General features: G+C 73.0%; 15 protein-coding genes. 5 read left to right on the top strand and 10 right to left on the bottom strand.

Annotation, left to right across the window (positions count from 1 at the left end):
- Nucleotides 1–136: 136 nt before the first annotated feature.
- Entirely contained in the window at nt 137–1,282 is a 1,146-nt protein-coding gene (locus J3486_RS02630) for an ROK family transcriptional regulator (protein WP_207818262.1), read from the top strand.
- 13 nt (nt 1,283–1,295) lie between these two features.
- On the opposite strand, the gene J3486_RS02625 is transcribed toward J3486_RS02630, so the two are convergent.
- Nucleotides 1,296–2,042 carry a class I SAM-dependent methyltransferase gene (locus J3486_RS02625; RefSeq protein ID WP_207818261.1) on the bottom strand — a complete coding sequence of 249 codons (747 nt, stop codon included), beginning with the start codon at nt 2,040–2,042 and terminating at the stop codon, nt 1,296–1,298.
- 197 nt (nt 2,043–2,239) lie between these two features.
- Here J3486_RS02625 and J3486_RS02620 point away from each other — a divergent pair, with 197 nt between their 5' ends.
- Entirely contained in the window at nt 2,240–3,853 is a 1,614-nt protein-coding gene (locus tag J3486_RS02620) for an ABC transporter permease (RefSeq protein WP_229377350.1), read from the top strand.
- Here J3486_RS02620 and J3486_RS02615 read toward each other — a convergent pair.
- On the bottom strand, nt 3,843–5,252 hold the full coding sequence (locus J3486_RS02615) for an aminotransferase class V-fold PLP-dependent enzyme (RefSeq protein ID WP_207818260.1): 1,410 nt from the start codon (nt 5,250–5,252) through the stop codon (nt 3,843–3,845). The two genes, J3486_RS02620 and J3486_RS02615, sit on opposite strands and share 11 nt — an antisense overlap.
- A 204-nt stretch (nt 5,253–5,456) precedes the next feature.
- Here J3486_RS02615 and J3486_RS02610 point away from each other — a divergent pair, with 204 nt between their 5' ends.
- Nucleotides 5,457–6,149 carry a DUF899 family protein gene (locus J3486_RS02610; RefSeq protein WP_207818259.1) on the top strand — a complete coding sequence of 231 codons (693 nt, stop codon included), beginning with the start codon at nt 5,457–5,459 and terminating at the stop codon, nt 6,147–6,149.
- On the opposite strand, the gene J3486_RS02605 is transcribed toward J3486_RS02610, so the two are convergent.
- Together J3486_RS02605 and J3486_RS02600 are read right to left on the bottom strand one after the other, a co-directional pair.
- Entirely contained in the window at nt 6,131–6,319 is a 189-nt protein-coding gene (locus tag J3486_RS02605) for a hypothetical protein (RefSeq protein WP_207818258.1), read from the bottom strand. The genes J3486_RS02610 and J3486_RS02605 overlap by 19 nt on opposite strands.
- A complete protein-coding gene (locus J3486_RS02600) occupies nt 6,316–7,563 on the bottom strand; it encodes a hypothetical protein (protein WP_207818257.1) in 1,248 nt (415 codons plus the stop codon). The genes J3486_RS02605 and J3486_RS02600 overlap by 4 nt, the downstream gene beginning before the upstream one ends.
- Nucleotides 7,564–7,807: 244 nt before the next feature.
- Here J3486_RS02600 and J3486_RS02595 point away from each other — a divergent pair, with 244 nt between their 5' ends.
- Nucleotides 7,808–8,665, top strand: a complete 858-nt coding sequence (locus tag J3486_RS02595; RefSeq protein WP_207818256.1) for a PaaX family transcriptional regulator C-terminal domain-containing protein — start codon at nt 7,808–7,810, stop codon at nt 8,663–8,665.
- Nucleotides 8,666–8,677: 12 nt separating this feature from the next.
- Here the strand turns inward: J3486_RS02595 and J3486_RS02590 are convergent, their stop codons facing one another.
- From J3486_RS02590 to boxC, 4 genes are read right to left on the bottom strand one after another with little or no spacing between them, the layout of a single operon-like run.
- A complete protein-coding gene (locus J3486_RS02590; protein ID WP_207818255.1) occupies nt 8,678–9,538 on the bottom strand; it encodes an amidohydrolase family protein in 861 nt (286 codons plus the stop codon).
- Nucleotides 9,538–11,121, bottom strand: coding sequence for a benzoate-CoA ligase family protein (locus tag J3486_RS02585; protein WP_207818254.1), 1,584 nt, complete (start codon nt 11,119–11,121; stop codon nt 9,538–9,540). Before J3486_RS02585 ends, J3486_RS02590 begins: the two co-directional genes overlap by 1 nt.
- A gap of 38 nt (nt 11,122–11,159) precedes the next feature.
- Nucleotides 11,160–12,593: a benzoyl-CoA 2,3-epoxidase subunit BoxB gene (boxB, locus tag J3486_RS02580; RefSeq protein WP_307804660.1), complete on the bottom strand. Its 1,434-nt coding sequence runs from the start codon at nt 12,591–12,593 to the stop codon at nt 11,160–11,162.
- Nucleotides 12,590–14,305, bottom strand: coding sequence for a 2,3-epoxybenzoyl-CoA dihydrolase (gene boxC, locus J3486_RS02575; protein WP_207818253.1), 1,716 nt, complete (start codon nt 14,303–14,305; stop codon nt 12,590–12,592). Before boxC ends, boxB begins: the two co-directional genes overlap by 4 nt.
- A gap of 232 nt (nt 14,306–14,537) precedes the next feature.
- Here boxC and J3486_RS02570 point away from each other — a divergent pair, with 232 nt between their 5' ends.
- Nucleotides 14,538–14,891, top strand: a complete 354-nt coding sequence (locus tag J3486_RS02570) for an STAS domain-containing protein (protein WP_207818252.1) — start codon at nt 14,538–14,540, stop codon at nt 14,889–14,891.
- 63 nt (nt 14,892–14,954) lie between these two features.
- Here J3486_RS02570 and J3486_RS02565 read toward each other — a convergent pair whose 3' ends face one another.
- A complete protein-coding gene (locus J3486_RS02565) occupies nt 14,955–15,605 on the bottom strand; it encodes a DUF6226 family protein (protein ID WP_207818251.1) in 651 nt (216 codons plus the stop codon).
- A gap of 42 nt (nt 15,606–15,647) precedes the next feature.
- Entirely contained in the window at nt 15,648–18,326 is a 2,679-nt protein-coding gene (locus J3486_RS02560) for an AAA family ATPase (protein WP_207818250.1), read from the bottom strand.
- Nucleotides 18,327–18,330 lie beyond the last annotated feature (4 nt).

Raw genomic sequence — 18,330 nt, 5'->3', positions numbered from 1 at the left:
CGGGTGACCCCGGACCCCATGAGTTTTTCCCCAACACTTTCCTCGCGTCAATACCCACCCTCCCGGCGCCCTCTCCCGGTGATTCAGCACGCTTCGGCACATGGTGAGTTCCGAGGCGAAAGGCTAGGCTCGGCGCGTGACCTGGTCCCCTCTCCCCGGTTCCGCGCAGGACGTGGCGCTCGCGGTGCTCCTCGACGGACCGCTGCCGCGCAGTGAACTGGCGCGGCGGCTGCGGCTGTCCGCGGGCAGTCTGACCCGGCTGACCAAACCCTTGGTCGCGGACGGCCTGTTGGTGGAGATGCCGGTCGAGCACGACCCGGTGACGGGCCGTCCCAACCGGCCGCTGGACATCCGCCCGGCCGCGCACCACTTCCTCGGTGTGAAGCTGACCGCCGACACGGCCCACGGGGTGCTCACGTCGCTGCGCGCGGAGGTGCTCGCGCGGGGGAGACGCGCGCTGCCGGACCGCGATCCGCGGACCGTGGTGGCCGTCGTCGCCGAACTGGCGCGGGAGCTGGGCGCAGGGCGCGCGGGGCCGACCGCCGCGGGCGTGAGTCTGGGCGGGCAGGTCGTGGACCACTCCACGGTGGTCGGCGCCCGCTTCCTCGGCTGGCGGGACGTCGCGTTGGGCGCCGCGTGCGAGGCGGCGCTCGGCTGTCCCGTGGTCGTCGACAACGACCTGCTGTCGCTCACCCGCGCCGAGCAGTGGTTCGGCGCGGGCAAGGGGTACGACGACTTCGCGCTGCTGACCGTCGGGGAGGGCATCGGCTACGGCCTGGTGGTGAGCGGCCGGATCCGCTCGGGCCCGGACGCCTCCGTCGGCGTTCTCGGCCACCATCCGCTGGATCCGCTGGGCCCGCTGTGCCCGGAGGGGCATCAGGGGTGCGCGGAGGCGATGTTGACGATCCCGGCGATCCGGCACCGGGTCTCGCTCGGGCTCGGCCGCGACGTCGGCTACGACACCTGCCTCGACCTCGCCGCGTCGGGCGATCCCGTCGCCGCTCGCGCGGTCGGGGACGCTGCGGCGGCCCTGGGCCGGCTGACGGCCGCGGTCGGCAACATCACGATGACCGACCGCGTCGTCCTCAGCGGCGACGGCATCCGCCTGGCCGACGTGGGCCGTACGGCGTTCGACACGGCCCTGCGCGAGGGCCGCAGTCCGCACGCGAGCCCGCTCGACGTCGTCGTGCAGCGGACCGACTTCACCGACTGGGCGCGCGGCGCCGCCGCCACCGCGATCCAGACGTACGTCCTGGGCGGCCTGAGCCCCGACCGCCCCTAGGACCGGTCGGGGCTCAGGCGCGGCACCGCAGCATCTCCAGCGGCGGGTTGGCGAGGAGGTCCGCCCAGAAGTCCGTACCGAAGGCGCGCAGACCGGCTTCGGAGACCTCCAGCGGCACCCAGGTCAGGTCGGTGAATCCGGCGGCCCGCAGGCACTTCTCGTAGACCTCGCGGTGCGGGCGCTGGGTGACGAACGAGATCGGCCGTGGTGCGAGCAGCGCCGTGATCCGTACGCGCGGCCCCACCTCGGCCTGTTCGCCGGTCAGTTCGTTGCGGAACCCGTACTTGTCGAGCGGCGCCCTGTCGTTGCGGAAGTCGGGCGACTCGTTGAGGAGGAACAGCTCGCCTCCGGGCTTGAGCCCGCGATGCACGGTGCGGCACATCCGCACCATGGTGGCGATGTCCTCGGCGTAGTTCAACAGCTGGACGGCCGTGGCGATGTCGAACCGGGCACCCGTGTCGGCCAGTTCGGCGACGTCGCCGACCTCGTAGCGGACGCCCAGCGGGTCGCTCTCCTCCACCTTCCGCGCGACGGCGACCATTTCGCCGGAGATGTCGACGCCGAGCACGTCCCTTGCGCCGCGCCGCTTGAACTCCCTGCTGTAGAAACCGGTACCGGACGCCAGATCGAGGACCGATCTGCCCCGGACGTCGCCCACCAGGCCCAGGAAGCTGGGCACTTCCGCGTAGCGGGCCAACGGCAGGGCCTTGAAGCCCTCGAACGCCTCGCCGATCTCGTCGTACTGCTGCCGTGCGTTCACTGCGGTGTCTCCCGTTCCTCGTACTGCCGCTTCGGGTCGGTGATCTCCGGCAGGCAGTCTCTCCAAGGACGGCCGCTCCCTCGTATGGGCGGAACCCACGAAGAAACGCGCCGCGGCACGGCCTCCCGTACAGCCGGGCGCGTAGCCAGGTCGTCCGGCGGGCAGGTCCAGGGGGGCCGCGAGGAGGGGGAGGACACATGGCGATGGCCGGGGATTGCACCGGCGTGGAGCTGTCGGCGAGCGGGGTCACGCTGCGCCTGGCCGGCGCGCCCGTGCTGACCGGGATCACCGTGCCGGCGGTCGGCCCTGGTCAGTTGCTGGGGATCGCGGGTGGCAGCGGGGCGGGCAAGACGCTGCTGCTCGAAGTCCTCGCCGGGCTGCGGATGCCGGACTCCGGCCGGGTCGTGGTGCAGGCGCCGCCGGGTGCGCTGCGCTACGGGTTCGTGCCGCAGGACGACATCGTGCACCGTGCGCTGCCGTTGCGCACGGCCCTGGAGTACGCGGCACGGCTGCGCGGCACGGATCCGGGTGACGTGCCTCTGGTTCTTGAGGAGTTGGGGCTGATCGGCGTGGCCGGTCAGCCGGTGCGGACGCTGAGCGGTGGGCAGCGGAAGCGGGCCAGTATCGCGATCGAGCTGCTCTCGCGTCCGCGGCTGCTGTTCCTGGACGAGCCGACGTCGGGGCTCGACCCCTTGGCCGGGGCCCAGTTGACGGAGTATCTGAAACGGCTCGCCGCGACCGGGGTGACGGTCCTGTTCACCACGCACACGCCCGCGGATCTGCACCGCTGCGACCGAGTGCTGTTCATCGCGCCGAACGGCCGCCCCGGCACGTCCGGCACCCCGGCCGAGCTGCTGGCCGCCTCGCCGGACGGCACCCTGGAGGCGCTGTACGAGGTGGAGACCGAGCCCGACCCTCAACAGAAACATATTTCAAGTGAGTTGGAGCGTTCGGCCTTCTCCCCCGCCACCGGGAGGCTGCGCCAGTGGGCCGTGCTGACCGGGCGTGATCTGCGGCTGCTCCGGCACGACCGGCTCACCGCCGCCATCACCATCGGCTCGCCGCTCATCATCATCGCCATGTTCGCGCTGCTGTTCCGGCCGGGCGTCTTCGACCCCGATCATCCGTCACCGGCGGCGTCGGCGATGGTGCTGTTCTGGATCGCGTTCGGGGCGTTCTTCTTCGGGCTCGCGTACGGACTGCCGCAGATCTGCGGGGAGTTGGCGGTGCTGCGCCGCGAGCGCAGGACCGTACTGCGGCTCGGTCCGTATCTGCTGGCCAAGCTCACCGTCCTCGGTCCCGTGCTGCTGCTCGCCGACGCGCTGCTGCTCGTGGTGCTGCGCGCCCTGGACCGGCTGCCCGCGGCCGCGGTGTCCGTGCATCTGTCGCTGTTCGTGACGACGGCACTGGCGTCGTTCGCGGCGCTCGCCCTGGGACTGTGCTGTTCGGCCCTGGTGTCCGAGCCCAGCCAGGCGGCGCTCGTGCTGCCGCTGCTCTGCTTCCCCCAGGTGCTGTTCTCGGGGGCGTTCGTCCCCGTGCCGCGGATGGCGGACGGGGGGCGCTGGATCAGTGTGGCGATGACCAACCGATGGGCGTTCGAGGCGCTGGGATCCGGGGCCGGGCTGGAGACGCTGTGGCGGCACGGCGGCGCCGAGGGCCGGGCGCTGCTCGCCTCGTACGCGGACAGTTTCGGGCGCCCGGCCTGGTTCGGCTGGGCGGTGCTCGGCGGCTGCGCCGTCGGGTTGCTGGTGATCGCCTGGCTGGTCCTGCGCCACCGCTGCCCGACGGCACATCACCGGCTCAGCACGTGAGTCGCGGACCGAGCCCGGCGCTGCCGACCGGAGTGCCGGCGGCGAAGGTCGCGGTCAGGAACTCCAGAAAGCGGTCGATGTCGGAACGGACGTTGGCCACGCCCGGGGACACGCGCACCGCGCCGCCGGACGGCAGCCCGAGGCGCCGGATGTAGCCATCGATGGTCGCGGCGCGGTCCCGGCCGCTGCCCGTACGGCGCAGCAGCCGCGGCGCGATGGCGAACGCCTCCTCGCCCGCGCCCGGATTGCAGAAGCAGCCGGTCCGCACCGAGATCCCGGCGGCCGAGCATTCACGGGCGACGATCCGTTCGTCGACGATCCGGCCGCTCCGGTCGAGGACGTTCAGGGCGACGGTGCCGCCACGGTTCTCGGTGCCGCGCGGGCCGTAGACGCGGATCAGTGGCCGTCCGTCGCGGTGGCGCAGGGCGCGGAGCCCGCGCAGCAACTGTCCGGTGAGGGCGGTGACGTGGTCGGCGATCCGGTCGGCGCCGATCGCGTCGTACCAGTCGAGGCCCGTGGCGATCTGCGGCACGGCGTGGAAGTCCGGGGTGCCGTCCTCGAACGCGGCGGGTGCCTGCGCCATCCGGTGCCAGCGCGCCTGCGCGCTGACCACCTGGATCGTGCCGCCCGCGAACCAGGGCCGGCCCAGCGCGGCCAGCGCCTCGCGCCGCGCGACCAGACTGCCGACGCCGGACGGATAGCCGAACACCTTGTACCAGCTCACGACGGCGAAGTCGGCGGGCGTCCTGCGCAGCGACAGCGTTCCGGTCGGCAGATACGCGGCCGCGTCCAGGAGGGTGTGCCAGCCCGCCCGCCGTGCCTGGTCCACCCACTCCAGCGGATGCCGTACGCCGCTGAAGTTGCTCTGCGCCGGGAAGCAGAACAGGCCGCCCTGCCGCCGCGCCGCGAGCGCGGCCCGCACCGCTGCCCCGTCCACCCGTAACTCCTCGCCGCTGAACGGGACGAGGCGCACGCGCGCGCCCGCCGAGCGCGCGAACTCCCGTACGCCGTTGACGGAGTTGTGGTTGTCCTGGGTGAGCAACAGCGCGGGCCCCCGCCGGCCGTGGAACGGGTACGCCTCCCCCACCAGCTTCACGGCCTGCGAGGCGTTGGCCGTGAAGATCACCGTGTACTCGGCCGGATCCGCGTCCAGGAAACGCAGGACCCGCTGTCTGGCGGCCTCCACCAGCGCGGTGGAGGCCGCGGACGCCGGGCTCTCCGTGTGCGGATTGCCGAAGACCGCGCCCCGCAGCCGCGCCGCCTGCGCGTCCACCAGGCTGCGTGGCGCGGGTGTGGCGCCGGTGTGGTCCAGATAGATCTGTCGTGTCTCGTCCAGGTACCCGAACTCGTCGGCCCGCAGCCGCGCGAAGGGTGCCCCGTCCCGCCCGTCGTGCTCCATGCCTCCCCGTTCCGGACGGCCGACGGTCCGGAACGGGACGCCGTGCCGTCCTGCGCATGTCCCCTTCGCCGCAATATCGGCCCTCTGCGGGCCGGATGTCCAGACCGCCTCGGGGTGCCGGAATCCGCGCCGCGCGCACCGATGAGTTCCGCGGCGCCCACGAGTCGGTACCTGTAGACAGTCACCCGACCGCCCGGAGGCACCATGTCCCGCACCGAGAAGGCCCTGCCACCCGTCGTCGACGCCGCCACCTGGGAGAAGGAGCTCGCTGCGCTGCGGGTGCGGGAGAAGGCCGCCACCCGCGAGCTGGACGCGATCGCGGCACAGCGCCGCCGGCTGCCGATGGTGGAGATGCCGGAGTACGTCCTGGAGGGCGCCGACGGACCGGTCCGGCTCGCCGAGATCTTCGGCGAGCACCCGCAGCTGATCGTGTACAGCCACATGTGGCACCAGGGAGCCGCGTGGCAGTGCCCCGGCTGCACCGGCTTCACCTCGCAGTTCACTCGGCTGCTCGGCCTGGAGAAGTTCGACGCCCGGTTCGTCGTCGTCACCCAGGGTCCGATCGACGAGGCACTCGCCTACCGCCGCAAGGTCGGCAACCGGATGGAGTGGTACTCCACGGCGCACAGCCCCTTCGGCTCGGACGTCGGCGCCCCGCCGGACGGCGGATTCGCGGTGAACGTGTTCCTGCGGGACGGCGACACGGTGTACCGGACCTGGCACACGAGCGGCCGGGGCACCGAGCAGCTCAGCCATCTGTTCGGTCTGGTGGACCTGTTGCCGTACGGGCGGCAGGAGGAGTGGCAGGACGTGCCCGACGGGTGGCCGCAGTCGCCGACGTACAGCCGGTGGGCCTCGTCGCAGGAGATCGCGGCGGCTTACGGCGAGGACGACTGAGCGGCCTGTGCGGGGGCCGCTCGGCGCAGCTTGCGGACCGCCGGGGTCGCCCACAGCGCCGCGCGGCCCACCAGGCAGACGCCCGCCGACACGAGCAGCAGGTGGCGCGGGGCGGCGCGTGCGGCGGCGGGGCCCGCCAGGACCTGGCCGAGGGCGATCCTCAGGGTCACGCCAGGTGGTGCACGAAGCCGTCCCCCACCCCGTTGGTGTCGCCGGTGACGAGGTCGGGTGCGGTCGAGAAGAAGGCCAGCTCGTGGGCGTCGCGGGTGAACGCGACGGGCGCAGCGTAGCCCTCGGTCTGCGCCCCGCCCGCCAGGGTGCGGGTGACGAGCCGGGTGCGGCCGGTCTTCAGGTCCCGTACGTAGACGTTGTCGACGGTCGTCCCGTCGTCCTTCGCGGTCTGCGTCTGATAGGCGAGACTGCGCCCGTCCCCGCTGAGCAGCCCCGCGCCGAGCCCGCCCTTGCCCGCGTGCGTCATCCAACGGGTCGTGCCCGTACGGCTGTCGTAGAGGTACAGCTCCCAGGTGTAGGCCGGTGCGCCGGGCACCACGCTCTCGTCGAAGGAGGAGTACGTGACGAGGCCGCCGTCCGCGGAGAGCTGTACGCCCGCCGGGCCGCCGTTCGTGGGCTGCCCGTCCGGCAGGGCGTTGACCAGCTTCTGCCCGCCGCCGCGCAGGTCGGCGAGCCACAGCTCGTGGCGGCCGCCGCGCGGGTGGCGCTGCACATAGGCGAGGTGGCTGCCGTCGGCGCTCAGGGCGAGCCCGGAGACGTACCAGTCGGACGGGATGCGGTCGCTGATCTTCTTGACGTCGCCGGTGCGGCGGTCGAGGACGTAGGCGAGGGTCTGGTCGTTCGACGCTCCGTCCATCCGTGCCGACGAGGCGTCGAAGGCGAGGTAGCGGCCGTCCGCGGACATGTCCAGGTTGTCGAACGTGCGGGCCGTGCCGCCGTCACGGCCGGCGCTGACGCGCTCGGTGCGGCCGGTGCGGCGGTCGTGGACATAGATGTCGTTCGGGTTCTGGGGCGGCTCCGCCCAGTCGACGAGGTTCGTCGCCGACGACATGAAGGCGACGTACCTGCCGTCGGCGCTGATCTCGGCCCGGCGGCTGGAGCCGTCCGCCTGCGCGCCGTCCGACGACACGTTCACCCGCTCGACGGTGCCCCGCCGCAGATCGCGCACGAACACGTCCGACCGCCCGTTGGTGTCCCCCGGCACCACGTGGGAGTCGTCCGAGACGAAGACGGCGTAACGCCCGTCGGCGCTCAGCCCGTTGACACTCGTCGACTGCTCCAGCTGCTCGCCGGACGACGACAGGGTGATCCGGTCGGTCCGCGGATTCGCGGCGGGCGACGCGGATGTCGCCGCCAGTGCGACCATCGCCCCCGCGAGCACGGCGACGGACACCCCACGCATGATTCTGAGCACGTTTTCCCCCGTTGACGCTTCTCCCCCGGCCCTGCGCCGAGGGCTCCTTCGAGGCAAACGCACCACGCATCCCATCGTCAATCCCCCGTATTGAGTACAACCCGGACGCACCGTCAATCGTCCGCGGAACCCCCACTCTTCACGGTCTACAACGATTACGCGTGACGCCCTCAACTTGTAGAACGTCTCGGCTAGGCTGGGACGAGACTCCAGGAAGGAGCCCCGATCCACGATGCCGTCCGACGAAGCGAAGCCGGTCGCACCGGCCGCCGGCCACCGGGAGGCGGACCCCGGCAGCGCACGGTCGCTGCTGCTGACCGTCCTCGGCGAGTATGTCCTGCCGCGCGAGGCCCCGGTGTGGACTTCCGTGCTGCTCACGGCACTTGAGGGGCTGGGCGTCGAGGAGAAGGCGGCGCGCCAGGCCCTGAACCGGGTGGCGGCGGGCGGCTGGATCGCCGCCGAGCGGTCCGGGCGGCGGGTGCGCTGGGCGCTGACCGGCGAGGGCCGCACCCTGCTCGCCGAGGGGGCGCGGCGGATCTACTCGTTCGGCCGCAAGCGCGCTTCCTGGGACGGCCGTTGGCTGGTGCTCCTGGTCAGCGTGCCGGAGACGAAGCGGGAGCTGCGGCACAGGCTGCGCACGCGGCTGACCTGGGCCGGGTTCGGATCGCCTGCGCCGGGCCTGTGGATCACGCCGGACGCGTCGCGCGAGGCGGAGGCCAAGGAGGTCGTGGCGGACCTCGGTCTGACGGCGGCCGCGTCCTCGTTCTGCGGCCCCTTCGCGGGCATCGGTTCGGAGCGGACCATGGTGGAGCAGGCCTGGCATCTCGGTGAACTCGCAACCCGGTACGCGGAGTTCGTGCGCGAGTTCGCCGGGCTGCGTCCCGAGCCGGGCGGCCGACGGGCGATGCTGGCGCAGATCCGGCTCGTGGACGCATGGCGGCGCTTCCCCCGGCTCGATCCGCAGCTGCCGCTGGAGCTGCTGCCCGCGCACTGGATCGGCGTCCGCGCGGCGAACGTCTTCACCGATCTGCACGACGCCTGGCACCAGGACGCCCAGGAGCAGTGGGACCGGCTGCTCGGCGCGGAGTGATCGCGTCGCCCGTCAGCGCTCCGGTTTGAGGTGGTAGACCCGGGCCGCGTTGCCCGCGAGGACGAGGGCCGCGGTCTCCTCGTCGGGGCAGAGCCGGGCGACGGCGCGGGCGTTGGCGGCGATACCGGGCACCCCCGGCCAGTCCGTACCGAAGATCATCCTGCGGGTGAGGCGGGCCCAGTCGTGCCGCGCGTAGTACGCGCGAAGGCGGGACGGCGGCAGCCCGGACAGTTCGATCCACACCCGGTCGCGGGAGAGCGCCATGAACGCGGCGGCGTCGTACCACCAGCCCCGGCCGCCGTGCGCGAGCGCGAGGTCCAGGCGCGGGAAGTCGCGCAGCACGTCGTCCAGGAGCACCGGGTCCGCGTACTTGTTGGACGAACCCGGGAACGTACTCGTACCGCAGTGCACCACCACGGGCACTCCGGCGTCCTGGCACACCGCGTACGCCGGATACAGCTCACGGTCGTTCGCGGCGAAACCCCCGTGCACAGGGTGGATCTTCAGTGCGACCGCGCCGAGCGCGAGCTGCCGTTGCACCTCCTCGTCGATCGGGTGGTGCAGATGAGGGTTGACGTTCGCGATCCATTTGACGCGCCGCGGGTCGTGCGCGACGAGCGGCAGGACGTCCTCGGCGGGCTGGATGCCGGTGGCCTTGGGACTGTGCTCGGTGAGCAGCAGGGCGATGTCGACGCCCTCGTCCGCGAGGTAGGCGCTGAACCGGGCCGGGTCGACGGTGCCCGTCGGGTCGTAGACGCGCTCCATGACGCCCGCGCCGCCGAAGTCGTGGGCCCACTGCCGCCATGCGGGTTTGAGGGTGGGGATGCGGGCGGCGTGCAGGTGTACGTCGATGAGGGGCAGGCCGTCGAGCATCAGAGGGTCTCCGTCGTCGGGCGGGCGGGGGGCTGTGCGGGGGCGGTGAGCACGTGGGCGGCTCGCGCCCGCAGTTCCACACGGCGGATCTTGCCGGTGGGCGTGGTGGGGAGCGCGTCGACGAACAGCACCCTGCGGGGGCGTTTCACGGAGGGCAGTCCCGCACGGCAGAACGCGATCAGTTCGGCCTCGTCGACGGGTGCCGTCGGGACGATGTACGCGACCGGCTTCTCCAGGCCGTCCGCGTCGGCGGCGCCGACCACCACGGCCTGCGCGACGGCGGGGTGGGCGAGCAGGCGGGCCTCGACCTCGGCGGGCGAGACCCAGATGCCGCTGGCCTTGAGCATGTCTCCGGTGCGGCCCAGGCACGTGTAGTAGCCGTCGGCGTCGCGGACACAGGTGTCGCCGGTGCGCAGCCACTCGCCGCGGAAGACATCGCGCGAGGCGGCGTAGCGGCACCAGTAGCCGGTGGCGGTGGAGGCGCCGCGCACATGGAGCGTGCCTGGGGTGCCGTCGGCGCTCTCCCGGCCTGCGTCGTCGAGGATGCGCAGGTCGTAGCCGGGTACGGCGACGCCGGTGGTGCCGGGGCGGACGGCGCCGGGCCGGTTGGAGAGGAAGATGTGCAGCATCTCGGTCATGCCGATGCCGTCGAGGATCTCGATGCCGTACCGGGCGCTCCACCGCTCGTGCAGGACGGCCGGGAGCGGTTCGCCCGCGGAGGCGGCGAGGCGTACTCCGGCGAGCGCGTCGGCGGGCAGCCCGGCGCGGAGCATGTTGGCGAAGAAGGTGGGCCCGGCGAAGAAGAGGGTGGCACCGAACTCCCTTGCTGTGGCGGCCAGTTCGGCAGGTCTGGCGGGTGTGGGGTCCAGGACGGCCGTGGCGCCCGCCGAGAGCGGGAAGAGCAGGGAGTTGCCGAGCCCGTACGCGAAGAACGCCTTGGCCGCGGACAGGCAGCGGTCGTCGGGGCCGATGCCGAGCACCTGCGTACCGTACGTCTCGCAGACGGCGGGGATCGACCCGTGGCGGTGCATGGCGGCCTTGGGGCTGCCGGTGGTGCCGGAGGTGTAGAGCCAGCAGGCGGGCGAGTCCGCGGTCGTGGCGTCGGGCGCCGACCACTCGTCCTCCAGGGCCAGTTCGGCGAGGGGCCGCACCGGGACGGACGCCGTGAGCGCGGCGCCCTCGCCGGTGAGGACGGCGGCCAGCTCCGGCGCCTGCGCGGCGGCCTTCGCGGCGGTGGCCGTGAACTCCCGGCTCACGGCGAGAAACGTGGCGCGCGCGTCGCGCAGCAGTGCGGCGAGGCCGTCGGCGTGCAGCATGGTCGACACCGGGACGGGCACGGCGCCGGCCCTCAGCGCGGCGAGGAGGAGGACGGCGAAGTCCGGCGCGTCCGCCATCGACATCACCACCCGCTGCTCGGGCCGCAGCCCGGCCCGTCGCAGCCCGGCGGCGGTACGGGCCACCCGGTCGAGCAACTGCGCGTAGTTCAGCGTCCCTTGAGGGCCCGTCAGGGCGATGCGGTCACCGTTTCCGCACTCCACGTGCCGGTCGAGCAGATAGGCGCACGCGTTGAAGGTCTCGCTCATGGAACCTCCGATCGGTCTCGCCCCACCGCGCCCGGCGCTCACGCGAGATGGACGTAGTCGTAGTCGAACGGCTTGCCGTTGATGCCCTGCGAGGGCGGCGCGATCCAGGAGGCGACCTTGCCGCGTTCGTGGACGGGCCGCATGAGCGAGCGGACGTGGGCCTTGTCGACGGCGGTCGGCAACCACTCCTCCTTGCGGTGCTCCCACGCGTCGGCGTCGAGGAGCGTGCCGTCGGGGCCCGCCTCGACCCCGGCGAACGCGCCCACCTTGCGGTTGAACGCGGTGTGCGGCAGATACAGGCGTACGTCGATGCCGGCCTCGTCCAGGATGCGGTTCCAGCGGTTCACGCCGTTGCCGCAGTCGGCGATGTAGGCGCGGCGCAGGTCGGCGTTGAGGCCGGTGAGGGCGGCGACCTCGGTCTGTCCGGGGCGGCCGTCGACGATCGAGTCGACGAGGACCGAGTCGTCGGTGAGCACGTGGTCGTCGCGCCGCCGCTCCTCCGACCAGCGGCCCTTGAGCCCGGCGGTGAAGTAGTTGGCGACGTTCGTGGAGGTCTCGGAGCCGAACAGGTCGAGCGAGACGGAGTAGTGGAAGTTCAGGTACTTCTGCAGGACCGTCAGCGGGATGCCACCCGCCGCGGCGACGCCCGCGTCGTCGCAGTCGTGCGCGCGGATCAGCTCGGCGGTGCGCCGCACCACCCGGTCGATGCCGGTGGTGCCGACGAACATGTGGTGGCTCTCCTCCTTCAGCATGAACTCGCAGGTCCTGCTGAGCGGGTCGAACGCCGACTCCTTGAGGGTGCCCAGCTGGTACTTGCCGTCGCGGTCGGTGAAGTAGGTGAACATGAAGAACGACAGCCAGTCCGGGGTCTCCTCGTTGAAGGCGCCCAGGATGCGCGGCGCCTCCTGGCTGCCGGAGTGGCGGTGCAGCAGTTCCTCGGCCTCCTCGCGGCCCTCGCGTCCGAAGTGGGCGTGCAGCAGGTAGACCATGGCCCACAGATGGCGGCCCTCCTCGACGTTGACCTGGAAGAGGTTGCGCAGGTCGTAGAGGGAGGGCGCGGTGGCGCCGAGGTTGCGCTGCTGCTCGACGGAGGCGGGTTCGGTGTCGCCCTGCACGGTGATGAGGCGGCGCAGTTCGGACCGGTACTCGCCGGGGACCTGCTGCCAGGCGGGCTCGCCCTTGTGCTCGCCGAAGCCGATGCGCCGGTCCGGCTCGGGTTCGGCGAGGAAGATGCCCCAGCGGTAGTCGCGCATGGCGACGTGCCCGAAGTGGGCCCAGCCCTCGCGCCCCACGTCGACCGCGGTACGCAGATACACGTCCTGCGTGGGCAGGGTCGGGCCCATCGACTCCCACCAGGACAGGAAGTCGGGCTGCCAGGACTCCAGCGCGCGCTGCAGACGGCGGTCCTCGTGCAGGTCGACGTTGTTGGGGATCTTCTCCGTGTAGTCGGCGGAGGTCGGCACGGTGCTCACACTCGCTTCCGGTCGAAGGCGGCCCGGCGTCCGGTGCCGTAGGCGCGCAGGGCGCCGTCGGGGCCCGAGGCGTTGGGCCGGTAGAAGATCCAGTTCTGCCAGGCGGAGAGCCGTCCGAAGATCTTCGTCTCCAGCGTCTCCGGTCCCGGGAACCGGTAGTTGGCCTCCAGCCCGGTCAGGGCGTCCGGACTGAATCCGGCCCGCTCCTCGACGGTGAGACGCACCTCGTCCGCCCAGTCGATGTCGTCGGGCGCGAACGTGACGAGCCCCAACTCCTCGGCGGCAGCGGCCGTTTGTGGCATGTTCTCCACGGCCTCGACGGCCGTGAGCGCGACGTCGTCGCCGAGGAAGCGGGTGGCGAGGCGGGTCAGTCCGTTGCCCATGGGGAGCGGGCCGAGGTTCATCGGGCCGACGGTGACGGTGGCGCACCCGGCCTCCGGTTCCTCCTCGAAGACGCCGTCGAGCGCGAAGGAACGGTCGGCGGCCAGCAGAAGCTCCAGGAGGGTTCCGGCGAAGCAGGAACCGGGTTCGGCCAGCGCGATGACGCTGCGGCTGGTGACGTCGAGGCGTTTGAGGGTCCGCTTGAGGTAGAGGGTGATCTCGCGGGCGAGCCAGTCGTCCGCGTGGTCCAGGAGCAGGGCGTCGTGCGCGAGGACCCTGGCCGCCTCCCCGCGCGTGCGCAGCAGCCAGGTTCCCAACTCGGTCTCGTTCGTGCGTAGATCGAGAACGAGGTCGTCCAACTCCCGTGCCACGGCGAGCGGCCAGAAGTCGGCGCCGAGTGCGTGTGCGGCCGCCATGTCCGACGGGGCGTCACCGTCGGGCCCCTGGAGGGATATCTCCGCCGTACGCCGTTGCGGGTCGAGGTCCGCGGTCACGTACCGGTACGCGATCGTGTGCGCGCCGCGGGTCTTGGTGAGGGGGGTCAGCGTGATCCCGGTGGCGTCGCGCGGCCGGTCCGAGCGTGCCGCGAGTTCGCCGGCGCGCCGGGCGACGGTCTCCTCCCAGGCCGGTCGGGGCACGACCTCGTCGACGAGCCGCCACTGCACGGCGCGCCGCCCGCCGATGCCCTCGGTGCGGGTGGCGAAGTAGTCGGCGCGGTCGCGGCGTACGTGCCGTTTGTCGAGCACCCGGGTCAGCCCGCCCGTGCCCGGCAGGACACCGAGCAGCGGCAGCTCCGGCAGCGAGACGACGGAGGAGCGGTCGTCGATCAGCATGAGGTGCTCGCAGGCCAGCGCGAGCTCGTAACCGCCGCCCGAGGCCGTGCCGTTGACCGCGGCGATCCAGGTCTGCCCGGAGTGCGCGCTCGCGTCCTCGATCGCCCCGCGGGTCTCGTTGGTGAACTTGCAGAAGTTCACCTTCCAGCCGTGGTCGGAGGCGGCGAGCATGCGGATGTTGGCGCCGGCGCAGAACACCTTCTCCTTGCCGCCGGTGACGACGACCGCGCGCACCCGCGGGTGCTCGAAGCGCAGCCGCTGCACGGCGTCGTACAGCTCGATGTCGACGCCCAAGTCGTAGGAGTTCAGCTTCAGTTCGTAGCCGGGGACGATGCCGCCGTGCTCGTCCACGTCCATCGTCAGCGTGGCCACCGGGCCGTCGACGGACAGCCGCCAGTGCCGGTAGCGGGACGGTTCGGTGCGGAAGTCCACCCCGGGCGGCGCGGGCCCCGGGGGCTCGGCTGCGGCCGCTGGGGCCTCGGTCGGCAGATCGCTCATGGGTGGTTCACCCTCCCCGCTCGGATCCCGATACGCCCAATCTCTACGCTTTCCAGGCGCCGCGTCAACAGTCCGTATCACTTCAATGGGAGGACGGTGGCCCTGACACCGGCCCGAACTGCGTCTTTCGGGGCGGCAGACGGACCCACCAGTGCTTCTATGGGGTCGTGCCGCAGCGAACATGCCGGGGGCAGTTCCCTTCCTGCCTCCTCAGCCGTAAGGGGGCGCCGCGATGAACGCGACCACACCGCCGTCGCTCGTCATCGATGTCGTCGACACCGGCGACACGGTTCTGTTCCGGGTCCGCGGGGAGCTCGATCTGCGGACCGGTCCCCGTCTGGACCGGGCGCTGACCCCGTTCCACGCCCGGCACTGCGAACTCGACCTGGCGGAGGTGCCGTTCACCGACTCGACCGGGGTGAATCTCCTCATACGGCATCAGCGTGGCGCCGCGCGGGCCGGCGGGAGTCTGTGCCTCGTGGCCGTCACCCGCTCCGTACGCCGCGTCCTGGAGATCACCGGCACGGCCGGCCTGCTCATCGCCGACCGCGGTCTGCCGAGGAAGCCGGGGAGCGAGGCGCCCTGACCGGCCGCGCGACCGGTGCGGCGCGGTCCCGGTGTCGCAGTCCCGGCGGCTCGGCCCCGGGACTCAGTCCCAGGCCGGTCCGGCGACGACCTCGTAGGGCGAGCGCTCCTCCCGTGCCGCGGCGAGCACGTCCTCGGCCGGGGCGGCGCAGTCGTCCCAGTTGTGCGCCGACCGGCTCTCCCCCGTGTCCACGAGGTGACGGCCCGGCCCGTCGTCCACCCGCACGAACGCGCCCGTGACCACGGCGGTCACCGCCTCGTCGAGGAGTTCCAGCAGTCCTTTGGAGCCGTCGTCGCACGCGTCGCAGCCGCAGTCCGGCACCCGCTGCGCCTCGACCGCCGGCTCGCCCGCACCGACCACCACGACAGTCCGCGGCACGTCGTCGACCGCCGCGAAACCGAAGACCAGCGGCATCGCGCCCGCGCGGACCGGGCGTAGCAGCACCGCATCGGTCACGTCCACATCCGGCTTGCGCCGCCACAGGGCCGCCGGGTCGGTGACCGGATCGGCCGTCGCGAGTCCCAGCCGGCACAGCGCGCGCGTCCACGCGTCGGCGCGGGCGGCGAGGATGCGGTACTTGCCCGGGTCGAGGCAGCGCGAGTACTCCTCGTCGCGCACCTCGCGCTCGGGGTGCGGATCGGGCCAGGGCGGGGTGTCCGCCCCGGTGACGGCGAACTCCTCGTCGACGGCCCTGCGCAGTTCCTCTTGATCCATGTGCGCACTGTATGTCCCGGGACGCCGCGCCGTCGGCGGCGGTCAGGCGCCGCCGATCGCGCTCAGCACCGCCCTGGCCCGCTCGGCCACGCCGTCCGCGCCGCAGGTCTCGGCGAGGGTGAGGGCGCGCCGGGCCTGGGCCCAGTCGTCGGTGGCGGCGGCCAGGTCGAGGCGGGCCAGCGCCTCCTCGTACGCGGACGGCGACGCGGCCAGTTCCCGTACGGCATCGATGAGCAGGACGCGGGCCAGGTCGGGGCGGGCGAACGCGGCCGCGCGGCGCAGGGACTCGCCGACCGCCGAGCAGGAGCCGAACTCCGCGGCGCGGCGGCGGGCCTCCGCCACGAGGGCGGACGCACGATCCGGGTCGTCGGCGACCAGCAGGTCGGCGAGGTCGAACGGCCAGGAGGCCCACAGGATGTTGTGCCGTCCGCGCTGGGCCATCGACGCGGCGGTCGCCTCCAGTTCCGCCCGTGCCTCCTTGACGCGGCCGAGCGCCATGAGCAGTCGGCCGTGCACCGAACGGGCGTCGGGGAGGATCAGCGAGTCCGGGTAGGGCGGGCAGAAGTCGTGGTCGTCGGCGACCTGGCGGGCCTCCTCGACATGGCCGCGGGCGAGCAGGGTGTCGATGAGCAGGCAGAGCGCGTCCCAGGTGACGGTGGCGCGCGGGCCGACCCGATCGGCGAGGCGCAGCCCCTCGCGCAGATACGCCTCGGCCTGCGTGAGGCGGCCGCGGCGGCGCTCCACCGCTCCGCACAAGATGTGCGCGAAGGCGAGATGGGCGCCGCTCCAGCCGCAGATCTCGAAGGTCCGCAGCGCGTCCGCGAACAGGGCCTCGGCCTCGTCCGGCCGGTCGACGAAGGCGAAGGTGATGCCGATCAGCGCGGGGATCTCGAAGCCCCACTCGGTGTCGGTCCAGCGCAGCCCTGGGGGGAGCTCCCCGTCGACGAGGGTACGGGCGCACAACTCGGTGATGTGGTCGCAGTCCTCACCGCGCAGCATCGCGTCGAAGGCGCGCAGGGCGAGCAGCGCCCGCTCCGCGTTGTCGCTGCCGGGCAGTTCGTCGGCGAGCAGGATCAGTTCTTCGGAGCGGGCCCGCCAGTCGTCCATCTCGGCGAGCAGCGCCTCGTACATGTAGCTCGCGGCCAGCAGTCGCAGCCGCTGCGCGCCGGGCCTGGTCGCCGCGGCGCCGTCGGCGACGCACCGGGCGGCGGCCACCATCTGGTTGCCGTGGGCGAGGGCCTGGGCGAGGCGCAGGGTGGCCTCGATGCGCAACTGCTCGGTGAGTCCCGGCAGTTCGAGGGCCGCGCGCAGATGGGTCACCGTGGTGGCCGGGGAGGTCAGCAGGCAGGCGCAGCCGAGTTCGAAGAGCACCGGGGCGCGTTCCTCGGCGGGCGGGGGTTCGCGCAGGGCGCGCTCCAGGCAGCGGCGGGCCGCGTCGGGGGCTCCGACGGCAAGATGTTCGGCCGCGGCGGAGCGCAGCAGGCGGACCGCGTCCGGGTCCTCGTCGGGAGGGATCTCCAGGAGGTGCCGCGAGACCGCGGCGGGGCCGTGCCCGCCGCGGGTCAGGGTCGCCGCGGCCTGCCCGTGCAGGGCGGTGCGGGTGGCGGGCGGCACGCTGCGGTAGACGGCGGTGCGGACCAGTGGGTGCTGGAAGTCGAGGGGCGCCTCGGGGCCTTCGGCGCCCGTGCCCGGCGCGAGGATGCGGGCTGCGCGCAGCAGGGCGACGCAGGCCCGGGCCCGGTCGAGGGTGAGTCCCGCGAGGTCCGCGGTCGCGCCGACGGTGAGGTCGGTGCCGAGCACGGCGGCGGCCCAGGCTAGGCGGTGGCACTCGGGGTCGAGCTCGCCGAGCCGGGCCACGATGCCGCTGCCGCGTGCCGTGGTGCCGAGGGCGCTCAGCACGGCGGCGGATCGCTGGGTGGGCGCAAGGGTGCGGGCGGCGCACTTGGCGAGCAGTTCCACGGTCTCGTACGGGTTGCCCGAGGTCACCGCCCACACCTCGCGGCAGAAGACCGCGTCGGCGGGGTCGCCGAGCGCTCCGCGCACGAGGTCGCAGGTGGCCTCGGGGCTGAGGGCCTGGAGGGTGACGTGCAGACGTGCCGCTCGGGCGAGTTCGGTGAGGTGGTCCGCGGTCTCGCCCGAGCCGTCGGCGAGTTCCTCCGGGCGGTGCGCGACGACGAGCAGGACCGGGAGGCCGGCGAGGCGGGCGGCGCAGGACGCGAGCCACGTGAGGCTCTCGCCGTCGGCCCAGTGGGCGTCGTCGGCGATCAGCACCACGGGGCGGGGTCCGTCGGGCCCGCTCGCCCGTTCCTCGGCGAGGCCGGCCAGCAGGACGTCCAGCGCGTCCCGCACCCCTTGCGGGTCGGCGGGCCGTGCGGCGGGCGGGGTCAGGCCGAGCGCGGGGCCCGCGACTCGCAGGGCGTGCGCGGCCACCGCCCCCTTCGCCGTCGCCAGGGCGCGGCCGAGCAGGTGGCGCACCAGGTGGAACGGCTGATGGGTGGTGGATTCACCGGCCCGGGCGGTGTACACGGTGCAGCGCCCGCGTGCGGTGTCCGCGATCTGCGCCAGCAGGGCCGTCTTCCCCACCCCCGCCTCTCCCCGGTACACGATCACGCCGCCGACGCCCCGCGGGCCGCACAACGCCTCCAGCGCCCGGCCGGCCGCGGCCGTCTCCAGCTCCCGCTCGAAGAGGTGGGCCGGCGGTGCGGGAGGTGTGGCGGTCATGCCT

It is taken from the genome of Streptomyces sp. VRA16 Mangrove soil, assembly GCF_017377775.1.
Lineage (GTDB): Bacteria > Actinomycetota > Actinomycetes > Streptomycetales > Streptomycetaceae > Streptomyces.
Note: the sequence above shows the minus strand (reverse complement) of the source record. Positions and strands in the feature narration are given on the sequence as shown.